Raw genomic sequence first — 17480 nt, 5'->3', positions numbered from 1 at the left:
CAAGTGAGGTGAAAGAACATGTCCCATTTAAAAGGTGTTTACCCTTCCGTTAAACATGATGGAACACTTTATTTTCGAGCATCCATTACCTATAAAAATAAGCATATAAGCCTTGGTAGTTTTAAAGATGAACAATCTGCACACCAAGCCTATTTAGATGCTAATGATATATTATTAGAAGGAAAGCATAATTATGACAACTATACCAGCAGCCTTACGCTTTCTTTTGAGAAATGGATTGTTTTACACAACTTCAGAGATAACGGTTATTATATAAAAAACCCAATATATATGCATAAATACTACTTCTCGTATTTTATTGATCCATCTCAAGAATTATTATTTGATGTTGATGATCTTTTTTATTATTCTACCCATAAAATCTTCAAAAGAATGGGTTATTTATTTGTGAATGACTTTGGAATACAATCTAACATACTACAAAGATTTGGAATTAAGAATTTCTCTGTTGAAGGAAGAGATTTTTATTTCAAGGATGGCAATTCTTATAATATGAGATACCACAATATTGTCGTAATCAATAAATATTATGGCGTAGAAAAAGTAACTTCTAAAGGCAAAGACATATATGTCACTAAAATCCATATTAATGGTAATTTTATTGTCGGGAAATATACATCCGAAGAAAAAGCAGCCATTGCTTTTAACAAGGCTGCTGATTATTTAAAACATTATAAAATTACAAATAAGCTTTTCCCTAGAAATTATTTAGATAATGTTGATAAAACATTATACGATCAAATATACCAGAAAATCAAACTTCCATACAAAATACTACATTTAAAACCATATATTCCTTCTTAAATGATCATTGTAATTTACTTTGCAGCTTCTTTGACAATTTTATAGCTGATTACTACCCATCTACCATCTCGATCCTCAATGATTGCCTCATATTTTTCCTTCACATTTGCATCTGAAGATCCAAATACAATCTTATAAGAATGCTCTGATAATTGAAGCGCTTCCTTAATAACTGGCTTAGCTCCAAAATTCACATCTCTAGCTTTCATTAAATAATATCCATCTTCATACGTAATAGGCGAATTTTCTGGATACTTGTGTGTAGTAAAATCATAATCAAAAAACCTTTTTATAACCTCTGTAACATTTGCCTCAGGTATGTAAAGTACAAATTTTTCCGAATCAAATCTAAGTTCATTGTATTCAAATTGATAAATAAATGAAATAGCAAAAAGCTGCATATCTGTATCTGTCAATTTTCCATTTTCAGCTTGTGGTTTAAACAAAAAATTATAATAAAATTTTTCAACAAATCCTTGTAATTCAGTTAATAATCCCTCATTTGTCACAATCGTACCCTCAGTTGCAACATCAGTTACTGGAGCACCTTCCGTTGTACTTTCAACCCCTTGGTTAGAAACATCCTCTGCAACCGTATTTGGTTGTTGAATCAAGGTTTTTGCTTCTGGTTGTTTTTTACAACCCGTACTACCCAGCAGTAGTAAGCATATTATTAATATTGGTATATATTTTTTCATGTGAATCCTCCAATCATTTTTACCACATATATTATATCACATATTCAACAATATGTTGATGGCATTTCGATGGCATTATTTGGTTATCACGTTTCGCTGTTCACCCTTGCGAAAGGCTTCTATATTTTTATAAACTTCACTTATTACTCTATTCCTTGCTTCTACACTTGCCCAAGCAACATGAGGCGTAATGAATAATCTTGGATTATCCTTCAATTTAATAAATGGATTATCGATATCCATTGGTTCTTTTTCAAGCACATCTAATCCCACACCCAGAATAACTTCCTCTTCTATCGCTTTGGCAAGATCCTCTTCATGAACAATTCCGCCTCTTCCAAGATTCAATAAATATGCTGTGGGTTTCATAATCTTTAGTTCCTTTAATGTAATTAGATTGTATGTATGCTCGTTTAATGGTGCATGAATAGAGACTACATCTGAAGTTCTTAGCAAAGTATTGAGGTCCACTAACGGATACTTATTATCCCTATTTTTGCCTGAAGTAGAAAAGTAGATCACTTTACATCCAAATACACTCGCAATTTCTGCAACTCTTTTTCCTATATTTCCCAAGCCTATAATTCCCCATGTTTTTCCTTTAAGTTCAAAGAAGCGTTTTTGGAAATGTCGGTATTTGTCATCATTGATGTACAAACCTTCCTTAATATAATGATCATAAAAGGCTAAACTCTCGTATAAATAAAACAAGGTAGCAAAAGTATGTTGAGCAACACTTTCCGTAGAATAATCTACGACATTACATACCGTCATATTATTTTTCACCGCATAACTCTTATCAATGTTATTTGTTCCCGTTCCCGTAATACAAATTAATTTGAGCTTTGCTGCAAATTTTAAGTTGGTTTCATTTAATTGTACCTTATTTGTAATAATGACGTCTACATCTTGGATTCTTTCAATTACTTCGTTTTTATCAGTAAAGCCATAAATATTTAGCTCACCGAATGCTTCAAATACTGATAAGTCAAGATCCCCACCTAAGGAATTTGCATCTAAAATAACAATTTTCATTTTTCCCTCCACTCCGATAGCTTATATAAAAATAAAAGCAGAAACACTCTAACCTAGTGGCTAGCAAACATTCCTACTCTTCTATTATAAAGCATTGTTTAATTGTTGTAAAACCCCTATATTTTAAAAACGATAATCCCTACTATCACGATTGCCATTCCAATTAATTTTTTAAACTCAAAGTCAATTGATTCTGTTCCAAATATACCAAATAACTCTATTAAGTATGCAACAATCAGTTGTGAGCTTAGAAAAATCATGACCGACATTGTTGGTCCAAGATTCGAAATACTTTTAACGACTGTATAAACAATTACAGCACCGATTAAGCCACCAAGAAAATATAATTTATTTGCTTTTAAAATTGGTTCAAACGGAAGTCTCCCAGTGACAAACCATAGTAGTATACAAAGTAATAACCCCGTTGAGTGAACGACGGTATTTGCCACCCACATACTACTGCTTTCTGTTAGTCTAGTATTAAAAACCCCTTGAATGGCCATTAATGCTCCCGCTAATATAGCAAAGATTAATCCTGACATTGCAAACCTCCTAATTAGACATTGTCTAATTATGGTTTCCAAAGATGGGGGTAATATTCAAACACTTGCCCACCTCACTTTATGATTTCATTTATAATATCCAAATGCTCTTTCGAGCCAATAACGCTTAACGGTTGTCTGATCCTATTCTTTTCAAATAAACCAATCTCACTCTTCAGTTTGATTATTCTTTTTACTGAAATATCAATTCTTTCTTCTGCTAACTCACCACTTTTTACCGCCTTGATCATTCCTTCATATGCCAAATCAAAATCCTCTGGCATTAACAATATATCAACACCAGCTTCGAGTGCTTGAATACACGCCTTATCAGCTTCATACAAATCAGTTATTGCACCCATATTCAATGCATCTGTAATAACCAACCCATTATAATTCATTTCTTCTCTTAGAATGTCGGTAATAATAGGTTGTGATAACGAAGCTGGAACATCATTGTTCGTTATATTAGGTAACGCAATATGCGCCACCATAATACCTTTAACCCCTACATTGATAGCCTTAGAAAAAGGAATCAGTTCGACTTCATCCAATCTCTTTTTATCATGATTAACAAATACTGCCCCCGTATGGGTATCTGAGGAGGTATCCCCATGCCCTGGAAAATGTTTTGCAACTGCTGCTACTCCTTGTTCCTGCAAGCCCTTTATTTCTTCCGAAACCATATCACCAACTGCACTAGGATCACTAGAAAAAGCTCTGACCCCAATCACTGGATTACTCTCATTTGTATTCACATCTGCCACTGGTGCAAAATCCATATTAAACCCCAATGCATTAAGCTCTTTCCCTAATATTTTCCCTACTTGATAAGCATTATGTATATCTAATGTATTTCCAATTATTGAAGCCACGGGAATCGGCGTCATCCCCATTTCACTATTTTTACCAAGCCTTCTTACATTACCACCTTCCTCATCTATAGAAATAAACAACGGAACTTCACTTGTCTCTTGCAATTTATCTATAAGACCAATTACTTGCTCTCTATTCACAATATTATCAGAAAAAAAGATCACACCTCCAACTGGAAAATCAAGCAACTTCCTCTCCAACTCTTCCGAAATCTCAACAACTTCCTGATCATTGTTATACGAAAATAAATCAACAACAAATAATTGACCCACCTTCTCTTCCAAGCTCATCGAATCAACAATCACATCAACCCTCTCATCTACACCAACAACAATCTCTTTAGGCTCTACATCCCTTATCGAATCCTTAACCTCTGATAAAACTTCTTTTGAAGGTACATTTCTATTCACACATCCTGCGAAAATCAGCGCAATCATCATCAACAAACATATCTTCTTCATAAGCACCTCATTTACAAATATTTAATGTTACTACTTAATTATAGTATAAATCCCCCTATTAATAAAGAAAAAAATCTTTCATAAATATAATAGCTCTTCCCTATTATACGCAAACGGTTTATCTAAAATGACCATTCACATCACCTATTATAGTTTTCAACCTATCCCCTAGAGACAAAGAGGTTATACTATGCGTTTGATAATTATTATCATTTAATAATAATTACTATTGACATTACTACTAATTAGTACTATACTTATTTTATGAAAAACAAATTGAGTTACGGCGAATCCACAGACATAAATCTAAAAGCTCTTGTAACCCTAACACGTGGTACTCAAACTGTCAGAAGAAAAGAAATGCACACAGTAAAGGCAGGAGGCTTAACAGCATCTCAGTTTGGTGTATTAGAAGTTTTATATCATAAGGGCGATTTAAGAATAAATGAAATCATAGAAAAGATGCTATCAACCGGTGGCAACATGACAGTTGTTATCGATAATCTAGAAAAAGACGGCTTCATTTCTAGATATCCTGCCCCAGATGATCGTCGAAGCACTATCGTATCCATAACTAACAAAGGAACGACTCTATTTGAAACCGTTTTTCCGGACCATATAGAGAATATCAATAAAATATTTAATGTTCTCACTACAGAAGAAAAACAGTCACTCATCAATATCATGAAAAAATTAGGTGGAGTTTCATAATAAAATGATCGAATTTTTGAAACAATACAATTTATTCAACATTTTCAAGGAGGATTTACTATGAAAGTATTAATATTGTTTTATTCAACCTATGGACATATATTTAAAATGGCAACAGCAGTTAGCGAAGGTGCTTCAAGCGTTGAAGGCGCTGAGGTAATTCTTCGTAGAGTACCTGAAACTTTGACTACAGAAATACTTGAATCAATAGGAGCATTAGAAGCTCAAAAAGCCTTCGAAGACGTTCCTATTGTAACCCTAGATGATTTGGCAAATGCTGATGCAGTCATTTTCGGTACACCAACTCGCTTCGGTAATATGGCTGCTCAAATGAAATCATTTTTAGATTCCACAGGTGGCTTATGGGCTAAAGGACAATTAATTGGTAAGGTTGGAAGCGTATTTACTTCTTCTGCAACCCAACATGGAGGTCAAGAATCAACTATTTTGAACTTCCATACCACTTTACTTCATCATGGATTTGTAATTGTCGGATTACCTTACTCTTTTCAAGAGCAAATGACCTTAACCGAAATCAATGGCTGTAGTCCATATGGAGCTTCAACGGTTACTGGTGGAAGTGGCGAAAGATTCCCGAGTGAACTTGAACTCAACGGTGCAAGATTCCAAGGAAAGCATGTAGCTGAAATCGCCAAAAAATTATTTAGCTAATCTCCCCCCCTCCCCTAATATATATGGGTGTCATAGGTTCAACTGTGGTATCCGCTAAAATACCTCCTAGTATAAAAACTAGGAGGTATTTTGTTTACTTATAGGAAATGCAATATATATACGGTGTTTTTGCCGCTTCCAATTTTAATAATTATACCTTTTCTTTGTATGGTGCTAATTTCTTATCCATAAAAATTTATTATTCCCAAGTGTCTTTGACTTTCACTAACAGTAGTAATATATATTGCTAGATAAAAACAGCAAGTTTTTAGCTTATTTAACTTTGTGTAACCTAGCTCCTATTCAACTTGTCCCTTTTGAAGAGACCAACTGATCACCACTTCAGAAAAAAGCCCACTAATTATGGTAAGGTTCACCGGACTTCATTTACGGCAGTTTTTATCAACTCAGCAATCTTAATTATCTAATCAATAGCATCTTCCAGCTCCAAAACTTTTGCATAATTGTTCACTCTAAAATACTCTATGGATTCGTCAATCTTTTGTCCAAAGCTGTGTGAAGAACCTTTTACAGCATTAATTTTGTTATAATATTCTGTAGCCAATGCTTTGTCAATTTTCTCATGCATATAAGCGATTGTTAATATGTGATAGTAATTCACCATAATGGCATATGTATTAATTAATGGTGGTATTGGTTTATTAAGATATTCAAATTCCCTATGATTATTTGATATAACAATTTTTATACCTGTTGCATGAGCGTGGCTTACACAATCCACTTCTCCCCTACCTGCAATATCTTTTATTTCATTTACTAATGCTTTTTTTAATATCCTCTCTTCTTTTGCCATATCATCATCTTTCACAATTTCAATGTACCCTTTACTTTCTTCTATGTATTTCTTAAGCCCAAACAAAGTACCATCTTTAAACTTTGATGCTGATTTCGGTATTTCCCTAGTGTATATGTAGTTAGGGATTACAATCTTACTAAATAGAAACCTAAATAACTCTAGTGTATCCGTTCTGTATAAATCTATGAGTATGTCTGTATCTGAAACTGCTGCTTCAAACTTAGTTGTTACTCGCATCCCAATCCCCCTTTTTCAAGGGACTTTTACCCATATAATCTAATGTCTCTGCATACTTCGCAAAAGAAATAACCCCTTTTTTGTAATTTTTCATCAAAATAAATTCGTACTCTTTATTAATATAGTACCTTTTATTCTTACTTATCAAATCACAACTATAACCCAATTGTTCTGTTTTTTTCCTCAAACTTTCAGCCTTATCCAAGCTACACCATTCTTCTAACTCTCCATAATTTTCAACAGCACATAAGCCTAAATAGACAAGTCTTTTTAACATTGCTTTAAAGCTGACTTTAAAGTAATTATGCATAATAATGATATCATCTAAAGTTACATCTAATGGCTCTACATCAACTAGTTTGTAGAACATTTCTGTTACCCCATTAACGGGCATTAAGAACTCTGTTGCAAATAAATCTGCTTCTCTCTCTAGAGTTTCATCTTTTTTTAATAGATGTACTTCTTTAATTTTTTCCAAGTGCAACACAATATGACCTAACTCATGCGCCGCTGTAAACCTTTGATGCCCCAAAGTATAAGCAGAATTAATAAACATCAAAAGCATACCGTCATTAAATAACGTAGCTCCTGACATCTTAACAATTTCTTCTGGTCTAACAAAAAGAACAGCTTCATTTTCTACAATATCAAAAATATCAGATATGCCTTTCTTTGCATATCTAATTAATGTTTCTTCTGCCTTTTCTCTTATTGCCAACCTTAATAATTTATCTTCTTTAGTATAATCAATAAAACTATATCCTTTAGCCATAATTACACCCAACTCGGTTCATTTTTTTCTATCTTAATTTCGCCTTTATATAGCTTCTTTTGTCTAGCAATGGTTGTCATAAAATACCATAAGTCATCTAAAGCCCACTCAACTTCTTCTGTCACTTCTATATCACCATTTCGTCTACATAATCCAACTAAATTAATCTCTTCTTCTTCCTCACCTAATAATGTTTCAGTATTGGTATTCAAAGTCTCTGCAATTACTCTCAACTCAATTGCATTAACTAAACGCTTTCCACTTTCTATTTTACTAATAGATTCTCTAGTCAAATTTATTCCTTTTTCTAATAATAAAGATGCTAACTCTTTTTGGCTTAAATCTTTGCTTTCTCTATGCTCTTTCAATTTAAGACCTAATTGCTCAAACGTTAACATAACTATCGCTCCTTCTCTAATATATCAAACCTCTGTACTATTATATTACACCATTTAAACATTTGTGTCAATGTTTTGTATCATTTCCGCACATTGCTATCAGTTATATATTGTCTAGTAAGTAAACTTGTAACACTCAATATTAATTCATCATCTTTCGTAACCTTTTCAAAACATTAATAGTTTATCCTGTCTAGTAATAGTTTATTCTTTGCATTCTCGCCTAAAATAGCACTCACTTATGGTAAGGTTCATCCTGTCATATTCTAAACTTCATCGACTAAACTCAATCATTATAAACATAATGAGAAGTTCAACTTGTGAGTTCATTTGCAAAACAAATTGGAATTTGTCGACTAACACGCAGTTAGTCGTTAGTTGCCTCGATACCGAGTCGTTTAAGCTCGTCAAGGTGATTCCGCATTTTCTGGAGCTCCTCTGGGGAGTGTCCCTCCCAGTCCAAGACTTCACCCACTATTCTCAGTGGATGTCGAGTGCGGTATGACCTAGTTGGGTTCCCTGGAAACTTTTTATCCGTCAAATTGGGGTCATCCTCAATGGTACCAGTGGGTTCCACACGATAGATCCGACCGGGTTCATCGCCTACCGCAAGTTCAGCTCCCCACATAGCCGCATCTAGTGTCGCGGTCAGATAGACGTAGTTGGCCTTCTTTCGTTTGCCATAGTTAGAGCTATGGCTGGTTTCCAACAAGTCCCCCATTTTCAAGTCGGCTTTTGTGCCGTGGTAGTAAGGTCCTGAGTCCAAGGATTCATCGCCCTGCAATATAGTAATCAATTCTGTCACTTCCTCTTTGTTCATTTCAAGCAAATCTCTTTGTTTATTCATACTAAGTCCTCCATGCAAATTCAAATTTGTCTGTTATATATTTTTTTAAATAGCCATCAATAAACATTATAGGATGCTTAGTTCTATATATTAAGTTCTGAAAAATGTTTATGCCAATTTGTTTTCATCATATTCTTAATAGTTATTCGAATCGAATCTAAGTGCTGTTCTTGAAGGATAAAAATAAAGTCACGTATTGTTCCTCGAACAAATTTTAATCCTTTAAATTCTGCTCCCACAAGTTCATTCCTCTGCTTTAACGTATGAAACCGTTGCAAGTATGCCTGCTCTTGTTCTCAATATCGATGATTATAAAAAATCACGCTCTTTCCAGCCTTATAATAAGAAACCAATTCATCTGGTAATATGTACTTATCACTTTTATTTGACTTCTGTGATACACTTTTTACAATCAAGCCATTATCCGGATCACAAAATATTATATCACATTCCGATAATGCTTCTAATGAATTCCTAAACCAGATTGATCTATTAAAATTTCTATCACTACCTGGTTTTAGTATTTCTCTATAATAAATCGCTTTGGGAATTAGATTTGCATTTTCCAGTTGAACAACACCTCTTATCCCAGTCGCAATAGCGTAAAGAGATTTCAATAGTTCATCATCACAGCATATGAAAAGAATATTATTTAGATATCCGATATGTCTGCCATCTGCATTAATATGCTCTTCTAGTTTGTATGTAAGGTACCGATTTACACCAATCCTTAAACCGCTATCAGTTAACTTACATAACATGCCAATTTTTCCAAAATCACCAACATCACCTGCATATCTATCTTGCAATATATATCTCTCCTTTTTTCTGAAGTAATGAACATAATGAGAAGTTAAATTTACATATAGGACTTAAACTCTTCAAAACACAATTTTATCTGTTCCGTGTATTTTTCTATCCCATTTTGAACATCATGTGTGAAAACATTTATTTTTTCATTTTGTGGTGCCATTAATTTTTTGTCCACAAAATATGAATTGAAGCTATCTGGAGTATATTGATTTATTTCAGCTTCGTCTATTCCGATATTGTGAACCAATGTGGCTATATATTGCTGTAACTGATTTATTATATCCAGTTCCCATGTTGTTAATAGATTTTTGAATATTGCAGCAGATTTATCACATTCTGACTTCAATTCGTATGCCGTAGTTATGTACTGCATAAAAAGTTCTTTTGGTGCGTCAATGGGTGGAAATTCCTGTAATATATTATATTGCCTTTTAATTAGGTAAAACAAATTATGCAGAGAATATTTTTTTACTTGCGATATTTCTTCGTTTTTCTTTTTTCGCAATCCGATGGAATAGATAAAGAAACAGAACAAAATGATAATTCCGTCAGAGCAAATGTATGTGATGATTTCCTTAATACGGTGAATATAGTTCTTTCAAAGGTACATTAGAGTTACTTAGTATAAGACCGATTATACAAGCAAGCATACCGACTAGGCACCATATAATATAAAATCGTGTTCTTTTCATATAATTCTCCCCAACTTGCATTGATAGCCGTTTTTCCAGTTTGTCTAGATTGGCGTTCATATCTGATTCAGTTAAACTAATCACTAAGGTTTGTGCTGAATGATTACGCACAGCTGTAATTTTGGATAGGTAAACTCCCGCGAATCGAAATACCTTTCGTTTAATTTTTGGCTTTTGTGATTTATTACCCTTTACCCGCGTAAAGACTTGTTCATATGTATTGTATAGTGCTAATCCATATACGATGGGAAGATTAAGGTTAATCAATAGAATAGGGAGTAATAACTCTTTTAATACAGTTACATTTATAATTTCATTCGGTGTTTGGATAATATTCGCAACAGTATTTATGATTACCACTACACCAAAAATGACGAAAAGCCAGTCGAGGAAACGTTTAACTTGCTGGTAATTTTTTTCTCTCGCTGATATCGCATATAAAAAACCAATAAGTACAGAAATTGGTACAATAATAATTTCTGTGATTACTCCAAATGTCCAGAAGTTCAGTATAAACTCGATGATGACAATTAATGCTATATTTTCTTTTATTAGTTGTGCAAAGAAATGGTTATCTTTAGCCTTTTCTATTGTTTTAACAAATAACGGTAACTCTAAAAACAAGATCCAAAAGATTGTGTCTTTTAGTAATGAAGTATCCCAAAAACCTATGGCATATAACCCGTATGTCACTAATCCAAAATAGCTTAAAAAGACAATATAAAATACAACAAATTTGCGACAAAATAATATTGGAAATACTGATTTTAAGAATTGGCGAACCGGTTTTGTAAAAACTGAGATAGCAACAGCAAACATAACCCATATTCCAACTGCAATCTCACGATTATTAAAGACTTCTTGCAATTTACTCACTATTGCCCTCCTCCACTAATATGATTGATATTGCCCAAATTAAACATAATCTTAATCTATCCAGCTTCCAATTATTGCTACTATTTGTCCCGAACCGGTTCATGACAGGGTTTAAACATAATCGGAAGTTCATAGTTATTTATGGTACGATTCAGCGTCAGAACTTAACTGTGTTTTCTTCTCTGTCATAAAATTTCTAGTTGTCGGGCTACATTGTCGAATAAAATGGCACTAAAGTGATATTACACAAATGAAAACAAGCACCAGAAATATACGATAACCTGTCTTTTTTTGAATAGAATAAAGGCAGATATCAAAAACATAATATCCCTTAATTGGTCTCTTATGTTTTACGTCCTATCGTTGCCATCTATTCCAAATGAATATAAGTAACAGTGTACTTACCGCAACAAGGGTGATAATATAATTATCACTTATCCATCCCCATGAATTGACTATAAACGTACTAAGTGGCTTTGCAAGCCCATCAAAGATAACAACCATAAATGTCAATAGAGTTATCATTAGCATGACTACAGATATGGCGAAATTTCGGTTCTCATTCTCAAAATCTCTTTTATGTTTTATTAAATCGCTCTTTCTTTGTAGCTCATCAAGTATTTGAGTCTTATTTTCCGAAATCATACTAAGATCTTTCGTTACTCTAGAAGCATAATCTATTGTAGTGAAATTTCCAAAACATGGACGGACGTTTTCAATCTTTTCCTTCTCCGGAAAGTACTTATGCACCTTCTTCTCTTCTATTTTCCACTTTATCTCAGTAAAGATTCTATCAAACATGGCAAAATCAGATTCAAACTTATATATGTTTTTCAGCACTCGCCTTCTGCTTGTTTTATTTGATTTCATGCTCTTAACAATATTACGATACTTAGAGTATACAGAATGATAATAAACTCCAATATAATCTGCAATTCTAAATCTAAATATCTTAGTATAAAGTTCTTCAAACTCAGTTGTTATTTGGTGATCAAATGATACATACATATCTTGCTTCTCTTCTGTTTCCTCATTAACCACATATACGAAATCCTGATACATGCTTCTGTTGCCATAAGAGCGATCTATATCAAAGAATATCTTAGCATTTTCTCTCAGAAATTCACCATCAAATTTCTTCAGCCCAACTGAGTAAAAGAATCTCGTAGCTGCTTCATTACTATAATGAATATCAGTCTTGTAAATATTGACACTAGGCGGCATAATGCCGTTACCATGTAATTGTAATCTAAACCACTTAGAGAGTTTATTGAATAGAAACCACTTTGTTTCTATCATCATAGCATCAACAGCTTCACTCTTCATATGATCTTGATTATACCTTGTCAATGTCCAACGAGTTCTCGCCCCACCATTCTTTTTTGAACTCAAAAACAAACTTGTATGGTATTTGTCTAAATCATAATTGGAATTTACAACTTCTTCAATCTCCGCTTGACGTTCTGGTGATAAATACACTTCAACCTGCAAGGCAAAATAGGATACAGATACATTCAGCGTTTTCAATTGTACATATTTGATATGATTACTTAGAATGCGGTCGTTCTTAAAATCTATAGAACCGATTTCATTCCAAGAATCATAATTCCAAACATGTTTATCAATGCTAACATTTGATTTAATCCTATCATCTTCAAAAATAATTGTATGGTTACCAAACATATGTCTCTTCAGTAACTTTTGCAAATTTCTTGAAAACTCTTCCAGGTACTCTTTTGGAATTATATCATGTGCGATGAAGCAGACAGGTCTATAGTATTTACCATCAAGTATGCTGTTATCATGTTTTATTGGACTCATCTTTTCTTCATAAATAAAATGATAGCTCTTTCTCTCATTAATTCGGTTAACTTTTCCTAACCGAATGTACCCTCTGGTAAATGCTGCAAATTGATAAAACTTATTCCTGATTTGGTTATAAAAGTCTGACTTAATAACTCCATAATATTTCTTCATACTTCCTGTCCCTTCATCCGTTTATATCTATACTAATTTTATAACAATCATACTTGATTACATAAAACAGCTAGATAAATCAAAATTTCTAGACTTTGTTAATACTTATAGAAAAAACCGTTCCTACTTATGATACGGTTCAACGTGGCATATTAGACTGCGATTTTTTCTATCGCTCACCGCTAGGTATAGCCACTGCGCGTCTTCTATATGACTTCATATATTTCTTAAGGAAAAGGTCTGTATTTTCAATCTGAATGCCAGATTTTTCAGCTATTGATTCAAAAATGAAATAAGCATTATGTTCTTTTCCTGCACGGATGTATTGACCAATCGACTGAGCTAAAACAAGTTGTGCTTCTAAATCAAGGTTGGGTGATACCCCATATTTATAGTCTGATTCTAATCCAGACGATACGGATTTATTCATCACAATTGGTGGTAGATTTTTATTGTCATCTAACGTGTTCATAATTGTAAGGTCTATAATTTTACCATCTAATTCTATCCATGAGTGGTCGAATAGATAATCAGCAATTCCTACCTCACCAGTCTTAACAATTGGCTCATAGCCTTGCTCTGATAATAGCATGAATAAAATAGCTGATATCAAATGGCAACCGCCTTGGAGCTGCTTTTCAACTATGAAGTCATAAGCTCCAAGAAGTGTAGTCTTAACTGCTTGCTCGATGTCACTATTTACTATTCCTTGTCGCCATGATGTCTCACCGTCAAGGCAACACTTCTTATACTTTTTACCGCTTCCACATGGGCAAGGGTCGTTTCTTCCGATTGACATTTAAGTACCCCCATTAATCGTTCATTATTTTAATGACGCCATCTACTACAATCTCAATGCCTAATTTCTTAGTTTCACCAACTGCATAATTAATTTTTCTCATATAATTGTTGAAACTATATTTACCATTACATAAAATTAGTAATTTATCTTCTGGTCTTGTAACTGCTACATAATGAAGAAACCTATTATCATCATCCTGAAAATTATAATTATCCGCAAATATAATGATTTGTTTGTATTCAAGTCCTTTAGCAGAATGAATTGTAGTAACCACCTGTTTGAACAAATCCTGATTATAGGTATTGAAATACTTATCGTCATTCAATACCTTGAATAGTGTATCAATGGTTTGATTTAGGTTTAGAGTGCCTTCGTCATAGTCTAGATAAATAAGAAATTCAATATATGAATCTTTCAATTCTGCTTTGTTCCCTTTTTTAGAAACTGTATCTTCTAGGTGCTTTCTGATTTCTGATACTTTGTATGCTTTAGGTGTTACTATTTCATCCATAAAATCGTATTCACTATATGAACTTCGATAGTTATACTTTGCAATTTCACGAGCAATCCAAATATGTTCACTTTCTAAGTTAGAATTATCTAGTGGTGAAGAAGGAATGTGTGAAAAATCTAAACCATCCGCTTTAAGCATATTACTCCATCGTTCTGCCTGTGCATTTTGATATATTAGCATTGCACAAGACTCTTTCATATCAACCCAGCTTTTAATAAATTCTAGCGCTTCATTTTCACTTGAATACTCAAATAACTGAACTTCATCCTTTAATTCTACTTTTTGATAATAATGTCTTACATCTTCAATGAGTATATTCGAGTAATTTTGAATTTGAATATTTGAGCGGAAATTATGTCTAAGTTCATATTTAGTGAAGCCGTCTTTAGTGAACAAACTAATGAAACCTTCTTTATCCGTACCCCTCCAACCATAGATTGACTGTTTGACGTCACCTACAATAAACAGAGGAATATTTAAATCATCACAAAGATATAAAAATAGCCTGTGCATGTCAACATCACTATCTTGATATTCATCAATATATATTCGATAATACTTTGACATTAAGTACTTTCTTGCTGAATCAGATTTAGTCAAAATATCAAGTGTAAGAATGAATGGGAAATTTCTCTTTTGATTAGATGCTTTACACATTGTCAATGTTGCTTTTATTTTTTCAATACCATCAACTGTGCTCTTAATCTGATTTTCAGTACTGTAATCAGGTTTTATATCTCCCTTGCATTCTTCCCCATAAACATCATACATGAATGGTTGAATTATCTCAGATAAAATGAAGTTATCGTTAGTCCCGACAAAACCTGATCCTTTATTGGGACCAAGTCTGTTTTGAATTTCTTTTGATGCTTTGTTTGTAAAGGTGATTGCAGCAAACGTCTGATAGTTGTTGCATCTGCTAATGTCAGCTTTTATTCTTTCGATAGTGGTATGTGTTTTTCCCGTTCCTGCACTTGCGCTAATAACAATATTACCTTGGTCATTAAGAACTTTTTCTCTGATATCAAAGTCTATTGGTTGCATAATTTCACCAACTTTCTAATGCATTGGAAATGTTCATGTGAATAAATTTTATTGATGGAGTACGGAGTCATATCTTTGCATAGTTCTATCATATTTACAAGTTTTGCGCTTTGAAGATAGTCAACACCAGATTTTTTACTACCGTTGTTAGTAGCAAGATTATTCAGTACCCCTGGTATTACTTCAAACAAGTCGTTCTCTAAATCGACTCTAGATAAAAAGATTTGATTGTCATTTAATTTCTTTCGAATTCTTTTTGCCTTATCATAATTTGATTTCTTAATATCAACAGAATAACTAGAATCATTTTCATATTTGTTGAAGTCTAATCCACTCATATGAAGTGTAGCACTTTTCCCAATCAATCCAAGGCAACGGTTAAACCCAGTTAATAGATACAGGTCTTTTGACTTTACTTTTTGAATATCATTGTCGGTTTTAGCAATAATGGATATACCTAAAGCTTTTAATACTGAATAATACTCTTTGAAGTTAATACCATCGACTTCTAAAATATATCCACCTAAGCTCTCATACTTTGGACATTTATCCACCAATATTCTGTCGAAAATCACTTTTTCAGATGGTCCTTCAACAAGCAAAACATAATCTGCATATATTGCCTCAGCAAGATTCTGGTTCAACTTTTGTTTCATTTTCTTATACTCTTGTGGAACTACATAAACGTGAGATTTTCCAACTACTTTACACTCTTTGTATAGTTTAATTAAGTTGACGTTATCCATCTGGCTAACAATTAAAGATGAATGAGTAGTAATAAACAAATGTTTGAATAAAACATCATTGAAAAGTTCATAAGACAAAGCAATTTGCATCGACCTATGAAAGTGGTTTTCAAGTTCTTCAATTAGAAATATGTTTATTTTTTTATCTTCAATCTTTCTATTTTCTAGTGTGACGAGTGTGTATGCCAGAAGCTTCCTTCTACCATCACCAGAGGTAGGATAATTTTGGCTTTTATCATCTTGAATAAATGGTGTAAGTTTACTATGAATATTACTTATTTCAATCTCCGATTGGATTGAAACTTTTAAATTCTTTTCTTCTCTAAACCTCTTATATTCATCTAATATTTCTGTCTCAAATGACTTAATAGAGCCTAGCTTACTTATACTAGAGTTGAAGTCTTTGATGCTTTTATCTAGTTTTTTCTTTTCATCTTGTGTGATGCTTGATTCTTTTTTAAAAATCTCTTTTGAGTACCGCCTAAACGTGATATCAAGTTGAATCGATGAATCTATGTAAACAATGTTAAAAAAGTTATCTAGTGCAAATCTTGTTTGAGTACTCGGAATTGCTTCAAGTTTTTGATAATTGACACCCCAAAACATATCAGGCTCTCCGATTAAAATATCAGAATTATAAACTGACTTTACTTGAATAAAAACAAAATCTTCATTCGATGGAATTGCGCCTTTCATCATAGTACGTATCTTCTTATTATCATCATTTGCAAAATCAGATATGTCGATTTTTAAGGTTATTTCAATCTCTTTATCAGTGTTACGATTATAGAAATCAGAATCAACAAATCCACTTCTTCTATAGTTTATATCTAGTAAAAATCTGATTGCTGCAAGAAAATTACTTTTTCCGATATCATTAAGACCAAATACCACATTCTTATTTGTTAGAGACAATTCTATAGATTCAAAATTTCTAAAGTTTTTTATGGTTAGGTGATTAAGTAGCATGTAACCCTCCTTATCTATATATCATCCATATATTTTAATAACAATACAATTTAAATGTTATAAACTTCTTTATCTATATTGGTAATTTCATCAGCAAATAGTTTAAAAATTTATACTCTACATAACTAAAAAACAATCACATTTACTTATGGTACT

The 17480-nt window shown here is 32.9% G+C and carries 18 protein-coding genes and 1 pseudogene; 3 read left to right on the top strand and 16 right to left on the bottom strand.

Going from position 1 to position 17480, the window contains the following annotated elements; genetic code table 11:
* The first annotated feature begins 18 nt into the window (after positions 1–18).
* Positions 19–825: a hypothetical protein gene (locus tag CVU84_12385; GenBank protein ID PKM94251.1), complete on the top strand. Its 807-nt coding sequence runs from the start codon at positions 19–21 to the stop codon at positions 823–825.
* A gap of 14 nt (positions 826–839) precedes the next feature.
* Here CVU84_12385 and CVU84_12380 read toward each other — a convergent pair whose 3' ends face one another.
* The 4 genes from CVU84_12380 to CVU84_12365 form a co-directional block, all read right to left on the bottom strand.
* Positions 840–1523, bottom strand: a complete 684-nt coding sequence (locus tag CVU84_12380; GenBank protein PKM94250.1) for a hypothetical protein — start codon at positions 1521–1523, stop codon at positions 840–842.
* Between the two features lie 75 nt (positions 1524–1598).
* A complete protein-coding gene (locus CVU84_12375; protein PKM94249.1) occupies positions 1599–2558 on the bottom strand; it encodes a hydroxyacid dehydrogenase in 960 nt (319 codons plus the stop codon).
* A gap of 116 nt (positions 2559–2674) precedes the next feature.
* On the bottom strand, positions 2675–3100 hold the full coding sequence (locus CVU84_12370; GenBank protein ID PKM94248.1) for a hypothetical protein: 426 nt from the start codon (positions 3098–3100) through the stop codon (positions 2675–2677).
* A 74-nt stretch (positions 3101–3174) separates the two neighbouring features.
* Positions 3175–4437, bottom strand: coding sequence for a glycoside hydrolase (locus tag CVU84_12365; GenBank protein PKM94247.1), 1263 nt, complete (start codon positions 4435–4437; stop codon positions 3175–3177).
* A 264-nt stretch (positions 4438–4701) separates the two neighbouring features.
* On the opposite strand from CVU84_12365, the gene CVU84_12360 reads away from it, so the two are divergent.
* Entirely contained in the window at positions 4702–5148 is a 447-nt protein-coding gene (locus tag CVU84_12360; GenBank protein PKM94246.1) for a MarR family transcriptional regulator, read from the top strand.
* 60 nt (positions 5149–5208) lie between these two features.
* Positions 5209–5820, top strand: coding sequence for an NAD(P)H:quinone oxidoreductase (locus CVU84_12355; protein PKM94245.1), 612 nt, complete (start codon positions 5209–5211; stop codon positions 5818–5820).
* Between the two features lie 424 nt (positions 5821–6244).
* Here CVU84_12355 and CVU84_12350 read toward each other — a convergent pair whose 3' ends face one another.
* The 12 genes and pseudogenes from CVU84_12350 to CVU84_12295 form a co-directional block, all read right to left on the bottom strand.
* The gene (locus CVU84_12350; GenBank protein ID PKM94244.1) at positions 6245–6874 is read right to left on the bottom strand and encodes a hypothetical protein; all 630 of its coding nucleotides are present in this window, start codon (positions 6872–6874) and stop codon (positions 6245–6247) included.
* A complete protein-coding gene (locus CVU84_12345; GenBank protein PKM94243.1) occupies positions 6858–7646 on the bottom strand; it encodes a peptidase in 789 nt (262 codons plus the stop codon). Before CVU84_12345 ends, CVU84_12350 begins: the two co-directional genes overlap by 17 nt.
* A 2-nt stretch (positions 7647–7648) precedes the next feature.
* Complete coding sequence (locus CVU84_12340) at positions 7649–8044, bottom strand: XRE family transcriptional regulator (GenBank protein PKM94242.1); 396 nt, start codon at positions 8042–8044, stop codon at positions 7649–7651.
* A gap of 367 nt (positions 8045–8411) precedes the next feature.
* Complete coding sequence (locus CVU84_12335) at positions 8412–8864, bottom strand: NAD(+)--rifampin ADP-ribosyltransferase (GenBank protein ID PKM94337.1); 453 nt, start codon at positions 8862–8864, stop codon at positions 8412–8414.
* 110 nt (positions 8865–8974) lie between these two features.
* A complete protein-coding gene (locus CVU84_12330; protein PKM94241.1) occupies positions 8975–9169 on the bottom strand; it encodes a hypothetical protein in 195 nt (64 codons plus the stop codon).
* An 18-nt stretch (positions 9170–9187) separates the two neighbouring features.
* The gene (locus tag CVU84_12325; protein PKM94240.1) at positions 9188–9700 is read right to left on the bottom strand and encodes a hypothetical protein; all 513 of its coding nucleotides are present in this window, start codon (positions 9698–9700) and stop codon (positions 9188–9190) included.
* A 50-nt stretch (positions 9701–9750) separates the two neighbouring features.
* Positions 9751–10239, bottom strand: coding sequence for a hypothetical protein (locus CVU84_12320; protein ID PKM94239.1), 489 nt, complete (start codon positions 10237–10239; stop codon positions 9751–9753).
* Positions 10240–10279: 40 nt separating this feature from the next.
* The gene (locus CVU84_12315; protein ID PKM94238.1) at positions 10280–11272 is read right to left on the bottom strand and encodes a hypothetical protein; all 993 of its coding nucleotides are present in this window, start codon (positions 11270–11272) and stop codon (positions 10280–10282) included.
* 357 nt (positions 11273–11629) lie between these two features.
* On the bottom strand, positions 11630–13249 hold the full coding sequence (locus CVU84_12310) for a hypothetical protein (protein ID PKM94237.1): 1620 nt from the start codon (positions 13247–13249) through the stop codon (positions 11630–11632).
* Between the two features lie 724 nt (positions 13250–13973).
* Positions 13974–14048 (bottom strand): annotated as a pseudogene (locus tag CVU84_12305) (zinc chelation protein SecC).
* A gap of 13 nt (positions 14049–14061) precedes the next feature.
* Positions 14062–15609, bottom strand: a complete 1548-nt coding sequence (locus tag CVU84_12300) for a hypothetical protein (GenBank protein ID PKM94236.1) — start codon at positions 15607–15609, stop codon at positions 14062–14064.
* Positions 15597–17324: a hypothetical protein gene (locus tag CVU84_12295; protein PKM94235.1), complete on the bottom strand. Its 1728-nt coding sequence runs from the start codon at positions 17322–17324 to the stop codon at positions 15597–15599. Before CVU84_12295 ends, CVU84_12300 begins: the two co-directional genes overlap by 13 nt.
* Positions 17325–17480: the final 156 nt, after the last annotated feature.

This window comes from Firmicutes bacterium HGW-Firmicutes-1, from assembly GCA_002841625.1.
GTDB lineage: Bacteria > Bacillota > Clostridia > Lachnospirales > Vallitaleaceae > HGW-1.
This window is presented reverse-complemented; position numbering and strand designations above follow the sequence as displayed.